Origin of the sequence: Pectobacterium quasiaquaticum, assembly GCF_014946775.2 — a bacterium.
GTDB lineage: Bacteria > Pseudomonadota > Gammaproteobacteria > Enterobacterales > Enterobacteriaceae > Pectobacterium > Pectobacterium aquaticum.
Map to the genome: position 1 here is coordinate 1,680,988 of NZ_CP065177.1, position 16,918 is coordinate 1,697,905.

Genomic DNA, 16,918 nt, shown 5'->3' on the forward strand with positions numbered 1-16,918 from the left:
CTGACCTTATTGCAATAGCCGGATGAAACGACTGCTTTAGATTTAGGCAGTTAGTTGGCAATAAAGCGCCTTTCGTTCGTTAGTACCTGCAAGAGCAGGGCAAGTTGCGGTTTTTCATCATTCAGCCGATTTCCCGCCATGTCGTAAGCTCGGTAGTTGCCGTTGCTTTCCAACACGATAAGCTGATCCTGTGTGGTGATGAGCAGTGTGCCACCGTTGCCGTTAATCAACCACGGGTAGCGTCGTTGGGCTGAGAACAGGTCTTCACCTTGCGAATAATCATCCGTGCTGTTTTTAACGTGGAGCAGGCGCTGCATCAGCGTGGTCATGACGTCTTTGTTATCCGTCATTTTCGTAATAGTCTGCGCAGGCGTGTTCGGCCAGTGAACAATGAGCGGTGTTTGCCACTGAGTTCGGGCAAAACGTGCCGCGTTGCTGGCATTAGCATCCTGGTTTTGTGCCGTGGTCACGATGACGACCGTGTTATTCAGAATGTTTTTTTCCTGCAGGATATGAATGATTTGCCCAATCTGGCGATCGACGTCCTGAATATTCATGCGGCCGTTAGGCCCAGCATCTTTGCCATCTGAGGTTTTCGGTGCGCTGCTCAGTTCAACGTAAGAGAACCAGGGGGCTGGATTATTATCGCGGCTGAGCCATTCCTGCCATTGCGTGATGATGGCATCGCCGCTTTGCTGCTGCGGTGCAGGTAAGGAGAAATCAGAAAGCAGTGCCTGACGATAAAGCGGGCTGTTGAAGCCGTTCGCCGAAAATAGCCCGAACTGATAGCCCTGCTGGCTTAACGCGGTGATCAAGGCAGAAGGTTTGCGCGCGCTCAGAATGCCGTCCATATAGGTCGTCGAGAGGCCGTAAAACAGGTTAAACAAGGCGGCGTCTGGCTGAGATCCTGAATCGTAATGATCGCTAAAACGCACGTTTTCTGCGGCGAAACGTGACAGGTTTGGCATCCGGTTTTGTATAGCGTCGGGCTGCGTATCGTCGATCATCACCATCAGCAGGTTGTAGCTGCTGCCGCCATCGCGGAAAGTAATGCTACTGAGCGGATACTCCACCGTCATGGCTTCAGGATTACCCTGCTGCATCAGCCGACGCTGATATTCCTGTGCATCCAGCAGTCCATGTTTTTCCAGAAAACGACGTGCCGTCATCGGATAAGACAGTGGCAGGTTGGCGCGCTGCATGGTAATCGGGCGATAGAAGTTCGCATCGGCCCAGATATACATCAGATGTGACGCGAAGAACGCTGAGATAAAAACGCCCGCTAACGGTTTGCCAAAATGGCGACGGTTCAGGCTGCGGAGTTTTTGCCAGCACCATGTGCCGAACAGCATTTCTGCCATGAAAATCAATGGAATGCCGATAAACATCCACTGCCAGTCGCGGGCGATTTCACCCTGTCCCGGATTGACGACAAGTTCCCAAACGGTGCTATTAAGGTGCAAGTGAAAGCGTGTAAAGACTTCCACATCAACGAGCAGTATCGTTAGCCCAGCCGTTGCCAGCGCTGCAGACAGGAACCGTAGCAGGCGCTGTGACATCACAATAAATGTGAGCGGGAAGATAACCAGCAGATAGGCAGCAAAGACGATAAAGCTAAAATGACCAAGCCAGCTAACCAGCGCATAAAGTCGACCAAACAGGGAGGTCGGCCAATCGGCAACAAACAGGTAGCGGCTACCCAGCCCCAAAGTGAGCAAAATGTTGAATAAGGCGAACCAGTGTCCCCAACTGATCATCTGGGAGACTTTTTCGCGGTAGCGCTGACGGTTGGTTACCATACGTTGGTCAAGACTTAGTGAGCTTTATCGGCTTTTTTAATCGAAGCCTGTAGGGCTTCAGCGAAAGAACGTGCCAGAACCTGACGTTGTGCAGGTGCGATGCTGGTGTTAATCAGGTTCGTCACCATATTACCGAGCACCATCAAAGCAAGATCGGTTGGGGCGTGGTGCTTTTCCAGAACATTGACCATCTCAGAAAGCAGTTGTTCAACGTGTTCGTCACTATAACGGGATGATTGTGGCATAAAATGGCGTATCTCAAGCTGGTAAAGTCGCTTATCTTACCGTATAGGCTTATGCTTTTCTGCACTTTTATCATTAACGTACTTTTATCACTGACGTACTGTTATCAATAAGTAGTGTAGACGCCTAGCGCGCGTACAGATGTAAAGGGCCAGCTTTAATGTGTTGCGGGCCGTTCGTATCAGTGTTTGAATACGCGCCTTGCCAAAAGGAGAGTTTATCATGAGTCTGGATATCGCCCAGATTGCCCTGCATCAGCTAATTAAACGTGACGAACAAACGCTGGAAATGGTGTTACGTGATTCCCTATTGCCAACCAATGCGGCAGTAGAAGAGATGATGGCTGAACTGCATCGCGTCTACAGCGCCAAGAGTAAGGCCTATGGGCTGTTTAATGAGCAAAGCGAGCTAGCGGATGCACTGCGGGCTTGTCGCAAAGGGGATGAGGATTTTCTAAGTTTCTCACGCGCCGCGACCGGACGCTTGCGTGACGAGCTGGCGAAGTACCCGTTTGCTGAAGGCGGTATCGTGTTGTTCTGCCAGTATCGTTATCTGGCTGTCGAGTATTTGTTGATATCGGTGCTTAATAGCTGCAACAGTATGCGAGTTAATGAACAGTTGGATATCAGCACCACGCACTATCTGGATATCACTCATGCCGATATCGTTGCGCGTATCGATTTGACGGAATGGGAAGTTAATCCGGAATCCACCCGCTATCTGACGTTCCTTAAAGGCCGTGTTGGGCGCAAAGTCTCTGACTTCTTCATGGATTTTCTGGCCGCATCAGAAGGGCTGGACACCAAAGCACAAAACCGTGGCTTGCTGAAAGCCGTTGATGAGTATTGTGAAGAAGCCCAGTTAGATAAAAACGAGCGACAGAATTATCGCCAGCAGGTATATAGCTACTGCAATGAACAGTTGCAGTCCGGTGAGGAAATCGAGCTGGCGTCGCTGTCGCAGGAACTGCCACCGCTGGGCGAGAAAACCTTTCAGCAGTTTTCAACCGAGCAGGGCTATGAGTTGGAAGAGAGCTTCCCTGCCGATCGTGGAACACTGCGCCAGTTAACCAAATTTGCGGGCAGCGGTGGTGGCATCAGCCTGAATTTTGATGCGCTATTGCTCGGCGAGCGAATTTTCTGGGATCCGGCGACGGATACATTGACGATTAAAGGCACGCCACCGAACCTGCGCGATCAGCTACAGCGTCGGACAAGCAGCGGTAAGTCGTAGACATCGCACCAGAAGACGACTCTGCCCTTTTTCTGACTTCAGGAAAAGGGCAGCGGCTGATAGCGGGTTGAAACGATAGAGATTAGAAGTATTTAAGCCAGCGGATGTCTCTGCGGCGGGCTTTTAAGCGGGCAAACGCGCGAACGGGCGAAAATAACACGACCATCAGCACCAGAGTACACACCCACAATTGCCAGACGGCGGAAAAGCCGAACCATTCTCCCTGATTTTTCCCCCAGATCGCGACAGCGGTTAAATACATACCTTTTAAAACATACAGATGCAGTAGGTAGAAAAACATCGGTGCGGCACCGAAGCTCGCCAGTATAACGAGCCAGCGCCGTTTCTGCTGGCGTTCAAACACGGCAAGCAGGCAAAGTCCGATGCTAAGCGTCAGGCAGAGGAACAGCAGCGATGGCGGGTATTTCGTGATGTTGAAATAACTCATGAGCGTTTGCGTGATGACATCACCCTGCTGCCAGGGTTTTTCGCCATACAGATTGATGCTACGCAGAACGAAGAACAGCACTAGCGTGATCCCAGCCAGCGTGAGCAGGACTTTCTGGCGCTGAAGCGGAAATACCTCTTTTCGATATAGTGCTCCAGCGACGTAGCCAAGTGAAATGACGCCAATCCATGGCAATACTGGGTATGAAGTGCGCATACGGAATGTGTCGCCGATGTCTATCCAACCGCGATCGTGCAAAATCGCCCAGGGAATAGACCAGATGGAGCCTGCGGAAGCCTGCAAAGGGTCCAGCAGGTTATGTCCACCCACGATAACGATGCCCAGAATGAAAACCAGCCTAGCAGGAAGCCAGATCAGCGCGCTGAGAGCCAGCATGCTCATACCGATTGCCCAGATTACTTGTAAATAGATGACCTGTGGCGGGAACTGGAACGTCCACGCGAAGTTGATTAGCGTGAGTTCAAGAAGAATGAGAATGAAGCCGCGCTGGAACAAGAAGAGGGCGGTTTGTCGGCGATCTTGCACTTTCTGATGATAAAGCGCGGCAGAAAGCCCAGTTAAAAAGACAAACACGGGAGCACACAGATGTGCCAGCGTACGGTTGATGAATAGCAGGGGATCGGTACTGGTTACATCAATCGGATCGGCGAGTTGCAGGTGCAGATAAAAGGTTTCCCGCACATGGTCCAGTAGCATAAGTACCATAACCAGACCGCGCAGGGCATCGATAGCGATAAGTCGCTGTGAGATATCACGAGACATGTTCACATTCCTTTGTGAATGAATAAGTTGTTATAAAAAAAACGCCGCATAAGCGGCGTTCTTCTTTTCCGGCGTCCCGGAAAACGACTTCAGCGCAAACTAAACGCGAACGAAGTCGATGTGAGTCAGTTTTGGCTTGTAAACGTGACGTTGTACAGCCTGAACTTTAACTTTAACTTCTTTGCCATCGATAGACAGGATAACGGTTTCACCGTAGAAGCCTTCTTTCACTTCTTGGTTTTTTACTGAGTCGTGATCCAGTTCGATAGATACTGGTGCTTCTGAACCACCGTAAACGATGGCTGGGAATTTACCAGCTGAACGCAGGCGGCGGCTCGCACCCTTACCCTGACCTTGACGTGCTTCTGCTTTGATAGTAATCATTTTCTTCTCTACTTATATAAAGTAATCCTGCTACAGGCGACCCAGCAGCAGGTTGGGTTATTCAGCTTTTGCGAACAAAAGCGGGCTAAATTCTAGCGGAATATGGCTCTGCGGGCAAATGAATCCCAAAATTACTCGTCATACTTCAAGTTTCATGTGCGTTGGCTACGTTCATTCACCCGAATCACTTACTCAAGTAAGCTCATCGGGATTCCTTCTCTTGCCGCCTGCCTGAAACTCGAATTATTTAGAGTATACTTTAGCCGCGGAGCTCGTTGGCGCGGCGAAAGCGTCCCTGATAATCAAAGAGCTTTTCGCGTATTTGCCAGAATTTTCCGTGTTTGCGGGCGACGACAAAATCAGGCGCGCGTAATAAAGGTTGCTGTGAGATGACGTCAGCGGCATTTTGCCAGTTAAACGGCGTTCCCGGCGCGCGTTGGTGAACACGCAAAAATTGTTGCAGGAAAACGTGGCGCTGGGCGGTAGTGTGCAGGCGAAAACGTTCACTCACTTCGGCGCCTTCCTCATCGTGGTAGGTGATTTTTAGCCATTCACCTTTTGCATCCTGCCCCTGCTCGAAACTCATGCCGCTACAGCGCAGAACCAGCGCATCTTTCAGTTTCAACGCCGCTTTCAGCATATCGTCAGGATCGACCAATACCTCGTCACACTGGTGGCAGCGCCGCGCGGCAATATCATTTTCCGCGCCGCAGTGCGGACAGACTTTAAACCGAAACCGGAAATCACACTGCTTGCGTTGGCCACTTTCCGCCATTTCCCAGCCCTGACAGCGGCGGCCATAATGTTCGATGATGTCGCCGTCCGGGGTGGTTTTTCCCCAGAATAGATTGGCAAAGCCACATTCGGGGCAGAAGACCTGTACTGGCTGGCTGCCAGCATGCGGTTTGCTGTTGCCGACTTCTGGCGTATAGAGATCGTGCGGGTTGCCAGCGTAATCCAGAATCAGGCAGTCCGTTTTCCCTGGATACAACCGTAAACCGCGCCCGACGATTTGCTGATACAGGCTGACGGATTCTGTTGGTCGAAGGATAGCAATAAGGTCGACATGCGGGGCGTCAAACCCGGTCGTCAGCACCGCCACGTTGACCAGATACCGCAGCGACTGCTGTTTAAAGGCGTCAATCAGCGCATCACGCTCGGCCGCTGGCGTATCGGCGCTAACCAGTGCAGCCTGACCGTTTGGTAGCAAGGCCGTAATTTCTTTGGCATGTTCGACGGTGGACGCAAAAATCATCACGCCGCGCCGCGTTTGCGCATAATCGATGACCTGACTGATGATATGCGGCGTAATACGCTGCTGACGTTTGAGTTCGAGGTTCAGGTCGGCTTCGCTGAATAACCCGTTGCTGCGGGCGACGAGCTTACTGAAATCATATTGCACCACTGGCATATCCAATCGGTCAGGCGGCACCAGAAAGCCATGCTTGATCATATAACGCAGCGGCAGCTCGTAGATGCAGTCGCGGAACAAACTGCGTTCGTCGCCACGGATCATGCCGTGATAGTGATACTGATATATCCAGCCTTTGCCAAGCCGATAGGGCGTCGCCGTTAAGCCGAGCAGCCGCAGCTGTGGGTTAGTCTTTTGCAGATGCTGGATGATTTGTTGATATTGGCTGTTATCGTCGTCGCTAATACGGTGGCATTCATCAATGATCAGCAGAGAGAAGGCACTATCGAACTGGTCGAGATTACGCGCGACGGACTGTACGCTGCCAAAGACCACCTTTCCCTGACTCTCTCGCTGCTGTAGCCCTGCCGCGAAGATATCCGCTTCCAAATTCAAGGCGCAGTATTTGGCATGGTTTTGTGCGACCAGTTCCTTGACGTGTGCGAGCACCAATACTCGACCACGAGCAAGCCGCGCCAGTTCGGCAATGACCAGACTTTTCCCCGCACCGGTAGGCAAAACGATGACGGCCGGTTGGGTGTGACGGCGAAAATAGTCGAGTGTGGCGGAAACAGCCTCACGCTGGTAAGGCCGTAGCGTGAACGACATAACTAGTGCTGGCAGATTTTACTGGCGCTGGTGGTAAAGCCCGCATCGTGTGGGATGAATTTCCCGCGTTCAGACAGAAACTGTACCAGCATTGAGGCCGTCATATTTTCGGCGGAACAGGTGTGAAAACGCGCCTCGTTGCCGAAGCGAGTTTCTATCGTGCTAATCAGCTGTTCGGTGGTAAATGACTCACCGGATGTGAGCATCATTTGCAACACTTCATGACCGTGAATAGATGACATGGGGCTGTCCTTAAAATGTAAAAAATTGCCCTTATTATGCCTGTTGATAATACCTGGCGCGAGGGATAAGCAAGAGGCGTTGAAATTCAAGGTCGGCTAAAAAGAGCAACATATGAGCCGTGAATTGCAGGACGAGTAAACAAACCCCCGTTATACTACCCTCTCATAATTTAGGGTCTCACGATTTTGAGATATGCAGTTATTTGAGATAGGTAGTGAGTTTTAATGCGATTGGACAAATTTTTATCCCAGCAATTGGAAATTAGTCGTTCACTGGTGGCGCGCGAGCTCCACGCACAGCGTGTTACCGTCGATGGTGAAGTGGTAAAAAGCGGCGCGTTCAAGTTATCCCCTGAGCATAATGTCGAGTTTGATGGCGAACCGCTGAAACAACAGAGCGGTCCGCGCTATTTCATGTTGAATAAGCCTCAGGGCTACGTCTGTTCAACGGACGATCCCGATCATCCCACCATTCTGTATTTCATGGATGTCCCAGTGGCGTACAAACTGCACGCGGCGGGGCGTCTGGATATCGATACCACTGGACTGGTACTGCTAACTGATGACGGGCAATGGTCGCATCGCATTACTTCGCCTAAGCACCAGTGTGAAAAAACGTATCTGGTGACGCTGGAACAGCCGCTGGCCGAGGACACCGCCGCGCAATTTACGGCGGGCGTGCAACTGCATAACGAGAAGAACCTCACCAAACCCGCTACGCTTGAGAAGATAACGGATTATGTCGTTCGACTGACGATTAGCGAAGGCCGCTATCATCAGGTCAAAAGGATGTTCGCGGCAGTGGGGAATCGGGTCGTTGAGCTGCATCGCGAACGTATCGGTGGTATCTATCTGGATAGCGAACTGGAACCGGGGGAATACCGGGAGTTAAGTGCTGAGGAGATCGCCAGCGTAAAATAATGCTGCATAGCATGACCTTTTTTCTAATCTGGAGTTATTAGTGCAATTACGCCGCTCTTCTCATTTTGGGCTGATCTTTATTCTCGGCCTGATTTCGATGCTAATGCCGTTAGCTATCGATATGTATTTACCTGCGTTGCCGACCATTGCTAACGAATTTGGCGTGGGGGACGGGCATGTCCAAATGACGCTCAGCACCTATGTGCTGGGCTTTGCAATTGGCCAGATGTTTTACGGGCCAATGGCAGACAGCCTGGGACGTAAGCCTGTGATTCTCGGCGGTACGCTGGTTTTTGCGTTTGCAGGCGTGGCCTGTGCACTGGCACAAACGGTAGAGCAACTGATCTACATGCGTTTTCTGCACGGCGTCTCCGCTGCGGCGGCTGCGGTGGTGATTAATGCCCTGATGCGCGATATGTTCTCGCGGGATGATTTTTCTCGCATGATGTCGTTCGTCGTGTTGGTGATGACCGTCGCGCCGCTCATTGCGCCCATTGCCGGTGGCTGGCTGCTGCTGTGGTTTAGTTGGCATTCTATTTTCTGGACGATCTCTGGTGCGGCTTTTCTGGCGTCAGCGCTGATTTTCTTTTTTATCAAAGAAACCTTACAGCCTGCTAAGCGGCAGAAATTTCATCTGCGCACCACCATCGGGAATTTTGCCATCCTGTTCCGCCACAAGCGGGTGTTCAGCTATATGGTGGCAAGCGGGCTTTCGTTTTGCGGCATGTTCTCCTTCCTGAGTGCTGGGCCGTTTGTGTATATCAATCTGTATGGCGTTTCTCCTCAGAATTTTGGCTACTACTTTGCTCTGAACGTCGTCTTTCTCTTTGTGGTCACGTTGTTTAACAGCCGCAATGTGCGACGGTTGGGCGCAATGGCGATGTTCCGCACGGGGCTGGTCATTCAGTTTGTGATGGGAATATGGCTGGTGGTCGTCTGCCTGTTCGATCTCGGATTCTTGCCGCTGGTGTTTGGCGTGGCACTGTTTGTCGGCTGTATTGCGATGGTGGCGTCGAATGCGATGGCGGTGATTCTCGATGATTTCCCGCATATGGCAGGGACGGCCTCGTCGTTGGCTGGCACACTACGCTTCGGCCTGGGGGCGATTGTGGGGGGGATCCTCTCTCTGGCTTCATTCAACAGCGCCTGGCCGATGGTGCTATCAATGGCACTTTGTTCGATTGGTGGCTTTCTGCTGTATCTGTACGCAACCCGTTCTCCCGCATCCTGATTTTTCCTTCTTCTCAGATGCAGGAAAGATGTTCCTGCATCTGAGTCTGTTCTCTCTTATTCCTCATTTTCCTTCTTACGGCGATCCACATGCGTGGATTTTGTTTTATTAATGTAAAATATTTGACTAAAAAGTGAATGGATGAGCTGAAAAGGGTTGAGATATTAAATGGAAAAGGTTAAATATAGCCAGAAAAGAAGAAAGATTCGTGATCAATTTGGCATTAATAGTCCTTGCAATCAGTTCTGTTAACCACTATCGCGATATGAAAAAGCGAGTTTGTTGTTTTTTTGTTCATTAAAAGTGGCAAAAAATAGTGTGAACACGCTACTATGATAAATATGTTACTATTTTGTGAATTATTACCTGAGGAAAACAGTAGTGGACAGTTTCCAACTTTCGGTAGTTCATCGTTTGCCGCAAAGTTATCGCTGGTTATCGGGTTTTGCAGGTATCAATGTTGAACCGATTCCGCTGAGCGGCAGAGAAGAAGACAACAACCTGATTGGCCTCAAACTGTTGAGCCACGATGGCGATATCGCATGGAACATCATGCGCCAACTGAATCAATCCCTGTCTGAAATACAGGTTGAATGCGCCGTTCTGGAATGGGAAGGCGAGCCGTGTCTGTTTTTGCATCGTAATGATGAAAGCACAGCAATGTGCCGTCTGAAGAATGTCGGTGTCGCTATCGCTGAGTCCGTATCGGCACAATATCCCTTTTAAACCGCAGCGTCAGCAGATCGGCGCTGCGGTATTCTCTCATTTTATGCCGACTGCGTTTCTGCCGTGTAGGATGAGAACTGTAGCAGTTCCCGTGTGTAATGTTCGGCAGGGTGCGCGAATACCTGTTTGCATTCGCCCTGTTCGACCACTTCGCCTTGTCGCAACACAATAACCTGATGGCACAGAGAACGGATAACCTGTAAGTCATGGCTGATAAATAGGTAAGCGATTTGGTGCTTTTCCTGTAATGATTTCAGCAGCGCCAGAATTTGCGCCTGAACCGTTCTGTCCAGCGATGAGGTGGGCTCATCGAGGATCAGTAGCTCGGGTTGCAGTATCAGCGCACGAGCGATAGCGATACGCTGACGCTGGCCGCCGGAAAACTCGGAGGGATAGCGGTAGCGGGTCGTGGGATCCAGCCCGACTTCCTGCATCGCCTCAACCACACGCTGGTCGAGCGCCTCTTTGCTTAACTTATGATGGACGGTCAACCCCTCAGCAATGATTTGTTCCACATTCAGCCGTGGGTTCAGCGCAGAGTTCGGATCCTGAAAGACAACCTGAATCCGGTGGCGGAAAGGCAGCATTTGCTTACGGGTTAGCCCTTGCAAGGGCTGGCCGTCGAACCAGATATCGCCGCGTGATTGAATCAGGCGCAGCAACGCTAATCCGGTCGTACTTTTTCCTGAGCCGGATTCTCCCACCAGACCCAGACTTTCGCCGCGCCGTAAGGTGAAGTTGATATTGTTCACTACCTGCTTTTCGTCAACAGTACGGCGCAAAAGGCCACGTTTGATGGGAAACGAAACGTGCAATTTTTCCACCCGTAAAAGAGGGTCGCCGTCATCTGTTACCGGAAGTGGCTCGCCCGACGGTTCTGCATCCAGTAACTGGCGGGTGTAGGGATGCTGCGGTGTACTGAAAAGCTGCTGACAGCTATTATGCTCCACAGCCTGACCGGCTTTCATGACCGACACGTTATCTGCCAACTGACGGACAATATTCAGGTTGTGGGTGATGAATAGTAAACTCATCCCCAGTTCTTGCTTCAGCTCGTTCAGCAATTTTAATATTTGCGCCTGAACGGTCACGTCCAGTGCCGTTGTGGGTTCATCGGCAATCAGTAAATCCGGCTGTGTCAGCAGTGCCATCGCAATCATGACGCGCTGGCGTTCCCCGCCGGAAAGCTGGTGCGGGAAATCATTCAATCGACTCTTAGCTTGCCGAATACCCACGCGATCCAGACAGGTGATGACTTCGCTGCGGGCTGCCTCGGTGCGCATGCCACGGTGGAGCGAAAGCACTTCAATCAGCTGTTTCTCAATGCTTTGCAAAGGGTTAAGCGACACCATCGGTTCTTGAAAGATCATCGCGATCCGATTGCCACGTATCTGACGCAGTGTTTTTTCATCGGAATGCAGCAGCGACTGCCCTGCGAAGCGAATATCCCCTTGCGGATAAACCACGGGCGGGGAGGGGAGCAAACGCAACACCGACAGTGCGGTGACGCTTTTTCCGGAGCCTGATTCACCGACCAGCGCCAGCGTCTCACCCGCGTTCACCGCCAATGAAAGCTGGTCGACAACGCGTTGCTCCTGACCGCCTTTGCGGAAGGCAATGCTGAGATTATCTATCTGCAATAAAGGTGAACTGGACATATTAATGCGCCTTGCTGGGGTCAAAGGCGTCGCGTACCGCCTCGCCGATAAAAATGAGTAAGGAAAGCACGATGGAAAGCACCATAAACACGGTAATGCCCAGCCACGGCGCCTGAAGGTTATTTTTCCCTTCCAGCAATAAAGTGCCTAATGATGGCGAGCCCATCGGCAGACCAAAGCCGAGAAAATCCAGCGATGTTAGTGTAGTAATCGAACCGCAGAGAATAAAGGGCAGGTAGGTCAGCGTAGCGACCATCGCGTTTGGCAGCATGCAGTGGAACATAATGGCGCGGTCGCTGACCCCCATCGCCTGCGCGGCACGAATATAGTCAAAGTTGCGGGTACGCAAAAATTCCGCCCGTACCACACCAACCAGACTCATCCAGCCGAAAAGGACGGTAATGCCTAATAGCCACCAGAAATCCGGCTGAATCACGCTGGACAGCAAGATAATTAGAAACAGCGTCGGCATGCCGGACCAGACTTCGATAAAGCGTTGCCCCCACAGGTCGAGACGCCCGCCGTAATAGCCCTGTGTCGCACCGACGGCGATACCAATCACGCTGGACAGGATCGTGAGCGCCAGACCGAACAGCAGTGAGATACGGAAGCCATACAGGACTTGCGAGACCACATCTTTCCCTTGGCTGTCCGTGCCCAGCCAGTTCTGCCAGTTTGGTGCAGAGGGGAAGGACGCTGTAGTGGCGTAGTTTATGGTGTCGTAACTGTAGTGAATCAGCGGCCAGATTGCCCAGCCGTGGCTGCTGATACGTTCGGCGATATAAGGATCGCGGAAATCAGCGGTGGTATCCAACTGTCCGCCGAACGTCCTCTCGCTGTGGTCAATAAGCACCGGCGTATAAAACTGGCCGTCATACTTCACCAACAGCGGTTTGTCGTTGGCGATCAATTCGGAAAACAGGCTGACGATAAACAGCGCCATGAAAATCCACAGCGACCAGTAACCGCGACGATTACTTTTAAAACGCGCCCAGCGCGCCTGATTAATCGGGCTTAAGCGGCTCATTGGCGTCCCTCAAAATCGATACGCGGATCCACCAGCGTATAGGTTATGTCACTGACGATATTCAGCAATAAGCCGATCAGCGTGAAGATATACAGCGTACCGAACATGACGGGATAGTCACGTTGCAGCGTGGCGTCATAGCCCAACAGGCCCAGCCCGTTGAGCGAGAACATCACCTCAATCAGTAGCGAGCCGGTGAAAAACATACTGATAAACGTGGCGGGGAAGCCGGCAATCACCAACAACATGGCATTACGGAATACGTGACGGTAGAGAATGCTTTTTTCATCCAGCCCTTTAGCGCGCGCGGTAACAACGTACTGCTTACGAATCTCATCCATAAAGGAATTCTTGGTGAGCATCGTTAGCGTGGCGAAACCGCCAATGACGGAAGCCAGAACTGGTAAGGCGATATGCCACAAGTAGTCGGTAATCTTGCTGTACCACGGCAGGGTATCAAAATTGCTGGAGACTAGCCCTCGGAGCGGGAACCAGTCCAGGTAACTGCCGCCCGCGAATAGCACAATCAAAATGATCGCAAACAAAAACGCCGGAATGGCATAGCCGATAATGATTAACGTGCTGCTCCAGGTATCGAACGGTGTGCCGTTCTTCACGGCTTTTTTGATGCCAAGAGGAATGGAAATCAGGTAGACGATCAGCGTACTCCACAGCCCCAGCGTAATCGAAACCGGCATGCTCTCCTTAATAAGTTGTATCACCGAAGAACCACGGAACAGGCTATCGCCGAAGTCAAAGCGTACGTAATCCCACAGCAGCTTAAAATAACGTTCATGGATCGGCTTATCGAAGCCATAACGTTTGGTGATTTCCTCGATGACTTCCGGGTCGAGGCCACGTGAACCGCGATAAGCGTTCTCGATATTCGGTGCGCCGCTGGTGCCCGCCCGTGCCATACCGGCATCCATTCCGCTATTGGCGGTATAACCGCTGCCGTGGCCCATTTCAATCGCCGCAATGGCCTGATCCACCGGGCCGCCGGGGGCAATTTGTACAATGAAGAAATTAATTGTGATGATTGCCCACAGGGTTGGAATAACCAGCAAGAGGCGGCGTAACAGATACGTTCCCATTTTTATTCCTTAACGTCGCTCTGCGGGCAGCGTGGCCGCCTGTTTGGTATCGAACCACCAGCCGTCAAAACCAAGCGAATAGGCCGGGCGTACAGCAGGCATGGCAAACTTGTTCCAATAGGCGAAACGGTCATGATTGGAATACCACATCGGAATCATAAGCTGATTCCAGGTCAATACCCTGTCCAGTGCGCGGCCTAATGACAGCAACGGGACTTTCTGCCCCTGATGCTTAACGATTTCCGCGATGAGTGAATCAATCGCGGGATCGCTGACGCCGGAAGTATTGTAGGTTGAGTCGATATACTGCGAGCTCCAGCGCATTTGCAGGCTGTCATCGGGGTAGATGAACGCAGGGTACACTGTTGCCGTCATATCTAAATCGCGCTTGCGCAGGCGGCTGTTGAACTGCGTGCTGTCGATGTTACGCACGTTCATGGTGATACCGAGTTTTTTCAGGCTCTGTTGAAAAGGCAGGACATACTGCGAATTGCCAGCGCTTGGCAGCAGTAGTTCAAACGTAAATGGCTGTCCGGTTTTGTGATTGACCAGCTTTTGATCTTTCAATTCCCAACCGGCTTCTTCCAGCAGTTTGAGTGCCTTAAGCCAGTTTTGTCGATCATAGCCGCTGCCGTCGGAAGAGGGCGGTTGATAGCTGGGGCCAAAGACCTCGGCGGGTATCTTGTCTTTCAGCGGCGTCAGCCAAGCCAATTCTTCTGCGCTGGGTTCGCCTTTAGCGGCATACTCGGTGTTTTGAAAATAGCTGTTGGTACGCTGATAGGCGTTGTAATACAGCGCCTTGTTCATCCAGTTAAAGTCAAATGCCAGCGCTAATGCCTGACGCACGCGTCGATCCTGAAACAGTGGGCGTTGGGTATTGAATACCAGCCAGCGCGTAGACTGAGCGGATTGATTCACCTGATCTTGTTTGATGATGTAGCCGCGTGCAAAGTTGCCGCCCTGATATTGGGTTGCCCAGTTTTTTGGCGAACCTTCCTCACGCAGGTCGAAAGCGCCGGCTTTAAACGCCTCCAGCGCGACACTGTCATCCATATAGTAGTCGTAGCGAATTTTATCGAAATTGTATTGGCCTTTATTGACCGGCAGATCGGCACCCCAATAGTCTTTCACGCGAGAATAGGTGACATATTGTCCGGTACGATAGGCGGTGATGCGGTAAGGCCCACTGGCCGGAGGCGGATACGATAGCGGTTCGTTGAATTTATGATTCTTCCAGAATTTCTCCGGCATGATGGGCAATGTCAGCAGGCTGAACATGCGATTTTTGTCGGATACGGGAAAATCGAAGCGTATGGTCAGCGGTGCAACGGCCTTGGCGGTGATATCTTTAAAATAGATGCGGAACTGCGGCACGCCCTGCGTCATAAACATATTGTAGGTGAACGCGACGTCAGCGGCGGTGATTGGTGAGCCGTCATGAAAGCGGGCCTTGGGATTCATCTCGATTTCAATCCAGCGAAAATCCGCCGAATGGCGCGTCGTTAGGGCGACCAGCGGATAATAACTGCCGGGCTCGTCATCAGAGGAGACAAAGAGCGAATCATAGAGCCTTTCAGTTCGTGCCGCTGCCACGCCACGTAGCGCGTAACGGTTGAAGTTGTCAAAGGTCCCTAGTGCGCTGAGGGTGATGCTGCCGCCTTTGGGCGCATCAGGGTTGACATAATCAAAATGGCTGAAGTTCTCGGCATATTTGGGTTCACCCAACAGTGCAAAGCTGGTGCTGTTTTCAATCGTCTCGGCATGCACCCCAAAATGGGCCGTGCAAAGCAATACGGCAGCGATAACGCGTTTTAACATCTGACGGTAATCTCCTGCGAATGGACGTTATCTGGCTAGGCATCGTCTGATGTAGACACGCCATATCGTAACGTCAACAATGCCGATTTCCTCGGCATAAAGTTCTTGAAATAATTAACATTCCCATCGGGAAGCTGCACATTTTCTTTTTATCATGAAATCAGGTGATAAACCTACCTTAATCACGGTCTGTTAATGTTTCAGGTTGTTGAGTCAGTCATATTTTGCGCAGTGTGCCGCAGAAGGGGAGGATCTCGGTGGTATTCGGGTGAAAGCAGGCATAAAAAAACGTAGGGAACGTTTTTCAACGTTGCGCAGCAACGGCCCGCAGGGTGATGGACAAGGATGTCCGTCATAAAAAAACGCAGGGAACGTTTTTCAACGTTGCGCAGCAATGGCCCGCAGGGTGATGGACAAGGATGTCCATCATAAAAAAACGCCGCTTGTGGTCATAAGCGGCGTTGATGTCGTCTGGTTTCGTTGGCTAACAGCAAACTTCTTTCACTAACACACAGCAAGGGAGCGGTATGGTTTAGCTGGTTTTTCTTTTACTCAGGACACGACGTCCTTCCTGATAACGCTTATCCCAGTAGTCTTCTGTCATGTTGGAGATAATGACGCCACTGCTGGTTGATGCGTGGACGAATTGATCGTTGCCGAGATAAATGCCAACGTGGCGACCGGTTGAACCTGCACGGAACAAAACAAGATCGCCGACGCGCAATTTGTTGCGCTGAATTTGCTGGCCCATTTCTTGCTGTTCATAAGTTGAACGCGGTAAATCCATACCAAACTGTTCGCGGAACGTGCGCTGAACGAAAGCTGAGCAGTCAATGCCACGTCGACTATCACCGCCTAAACGGTAACGAACACCTTTCCAACTGGCATATTGGGTAAGTAACTTGGACTTGATATCCACGTTACGAACCAGTGCTTCAAATTCATCCTGAGAGGCTTGCAGTAAAAGACCATCTTTGTCATTAACTGCATGCATATCAGTTTGAGCTTTATTGTTGTATGCACTATTACTTCCACATGCGGAGAGCATCATTGCTACCGCAACGGCAGGCACTGCCCGCCAGATATATCTCAGAGTCGGTTGAGATTTGACCATTGTTGTTATGTTCCCTTGCTGTCCTTAACGATAATTATCGCTATGTAGTATCCCCATTTCACTGGGGGATAAATGCCAAACGAAAACGAGACTCAGACTAAATCAGAGTTTCTTCGTAGCCAAACACTCATCGGCGAAAGTGTGCCGGAATGCACATTATTTCTCTTGCCGCAGGGA

The 16,918-nt window shown here is 51.2% G+C and carries 15 protein-coding genes; 4 read left to right on the forward strand and 11 right to left on the reverse strand.

All coding sequences use genetic code 11. The annotated features are described in order from the left end of the window. Positions 1-50: 50 nt before the first annotated feature. Positions 51-1,799 (reverse strand): LPS biosynthesis-modulating metalloenzyme YejM, encoded by a 1,749-nt coding sequence (gene yejM / locus IG609_RS07805; protein WP_193400394.1) that lies wholly within the window; start codon positions 1,797-1,799, stop codon positions 51-53. A 14-nt stretch (positions 1,800-1,813) separates the two neighbouring features. After that, positions 1,814-2,044 carry a YejL family protein gene (locus IG609_RS07810; RefSeq protein WP_005967239.1) on the reverse strand — a complete coding sequence of 77 codons (231 nt, stop codon included), beginning with the start codon at positions 2,042-2,044 and terminating at the stop codon, positions 1,814-1,816. Positions 2,045-2,264: 220 nt separating this feature from the next. On the opposite strand from IG609_RS07810, the gene yejK reads away from it, so the two are divergent. Further along, the gene (gene yejK, locus IG609_RS07815; protein WP_193397630.1) at positions 2,265-3,275 is read left to right on the forward strand and encodes a nucleoid-associated protein YejK; all 1,011 of its coding nucleotides are present in this window, start codon (positions 2,265-2,267) and stop codon (positions 3,273-3,275) included. An 82-nt stretch (positions 3,276-3,357) separates the two neighbouring features. Here the strand turns inward: yejK and IG609_RS07820 are convergent, their stop codons facing one another. The 4 genes from IG609_RS07820 to IG609_RS07835 form a co-directional block, all read right to left on the reverse strand. Then, on the reverse strand, positions 3,358-4,506 hold the full coding sequence (locus IG609_RS07820) for an acetyltransferase domain-containing protein (protein ID WP_193397631.1): 1,149 nt from the start codon (positions 4,504-4,506) through the stop codon (positions 3,358-3,360). A gap of 99 nt (positions 4,507-4,605) precedes the next feature. Beyond that, entirely contained in the window at positions 4,606-4,890 is a 285-nt protein-coding gene (gene rplY, locus IG609_RS07825; RefSeq protein WP_010277411.1) for a 50S ribosomal protein L25, read from the reverse strand. 259 nt (positions 4,891-5,149) lie between these two features. Further along, on the reverse strand, positions 5,150-6,910 hold the full coding sequence (gene radD / locus IG609_RS07830; RefSeq protein ID WP_193400396.1) for a DNA repair helicase RadD: 1,761 nt from the start codon (positions 6,908-6,910) through the stop codon (positions 5,150-5,152). A 2-nt stretch (positions 6,911-6,912) separates the two neighbouring features. Beyond that, a complete protein-coding gene (locus IG609_RS07835; protein ID WP_193397633.1) occupies positions 6,913-7,152 on the reverse strand; it encodes a YecH family metal-binding protein in 240 nt (79 codons plus the stop codon). 225 nt (positions 7,153-7,377) lie between these two features. On the opposite strand from IG609_RS07835, the gene rsuA reads away from it, so the two are divergent. The 3 genes from rsuA to IG609_RS07850 all read left to right on the forward strand — a co-directional run bounded on the left by rsuA (position 7,378) and on the right by IG609_RS07850 (position 10,030). Beyond that, on the forward strand, positions 7,378-8,073 hold the full coding sequence (gene rsuA / locus IG609_RS07840; RefSeq protein ID WP_116227206.1) for a 16S rRNA pseudouridine(516) synthase RsuA: 696 nt from the start codon (positions 7,378-7,380) through the stop codon (positions 8,071-8,073). 40 nt (positions 8,074-8,113) lie between these two features. Beyond that, a complete protein-coding gene (locus IG609_RS07845; protein ID WP_193400398.1) occupies positions 8,114-9,304 on the forward strand; it encodes a Bcr/CflA family multidrug efflux MFS transporter in 1,191 nt (396 codons plus the stop codon). 381 nt (positions 9,305-9,685) lie between these two features. Further along, positions 9,686-10,030 carry a YejG family protein gene (locus IG609_RS07850; protein ID WP_039485625.1) on the forward strand — a complete coding sequence of 115 codons (345 nt, stop codon included), beginning with the start codon at positions 9,686-9,688 and terminating at the stop codon, positions 10,028-10,030. Positions 10,031-10,071: 41 nt separating this feature from the next. Here the strand turns inward: IG609_RS07850 and yejF are convergent, their stop codons facing one another. From yejF to mepS, 5 genes are all read right to left on the reverse strand, one after another. Further along, a complete protein-coding gene (gene yejF, locus IG609_RS07855) occupies positions 10,072-11,688 on the reverse strand; it encodes a microcin C ABC transporter ATP-binding protein YejF (protein WP_193397634.1) in 1,617 nt (538 codons plus the stop codon). Position 11,689: 1 nt separating this feature from the next. Then, the gene (locus IG609_RS07860; RefSeq protein WP_193397635.1) at positions 11,690-12,715 is read right to left on the reverse strand and encodes an ABC transporter permease; all 1,026 of its coding nucleotides are present in this window, start codon (positions 12,713-12,715) and stop codon (positions 11,690-11,692) included. Then, a complete protein-coding gene (locus tag IG609_RS07865; RefSeq protein WP_193400400.1) occupies positions 12,712-13,809 on the reverse strand; it encodes a microcin C ABC transporter permease YejB in 1,098 nt (365 codons plus the stop codon). Before IG609_RS07865 ends, IG609_RS07860 begins: the two co-directional genes overlap by 4 nt. Positions 13,810-13,818: 9 nt before the next feature. Further along, complete coding sequence (locus IG609_RS07870; RefSeq protein WP_193400402.1) at positions 13,819-15,627, reverse strand: extracellular solute-binding protein; 1,809 nt, start codon at positions 15,625-15,627, stop codon at positions 13,819-13,821. Between the two features lie 532 nt (positions 15,628-16,159). Beyond that, positions 16,160-16,741: a bifunctional murein DD-endopeptidase/murein LD-carboxypeptidase gene (gene mepS / locus IG609_RS07875; RefSeq protein ID WP_180786065.1), complete on the reverse strand. Its 582-nt coding sequence runs from the start codon at positions 16,739-16,741 to the stop codon at positions 16,160-16,162. Positions 16,742-16,918 lie beyond the last annotated feature (177 nt).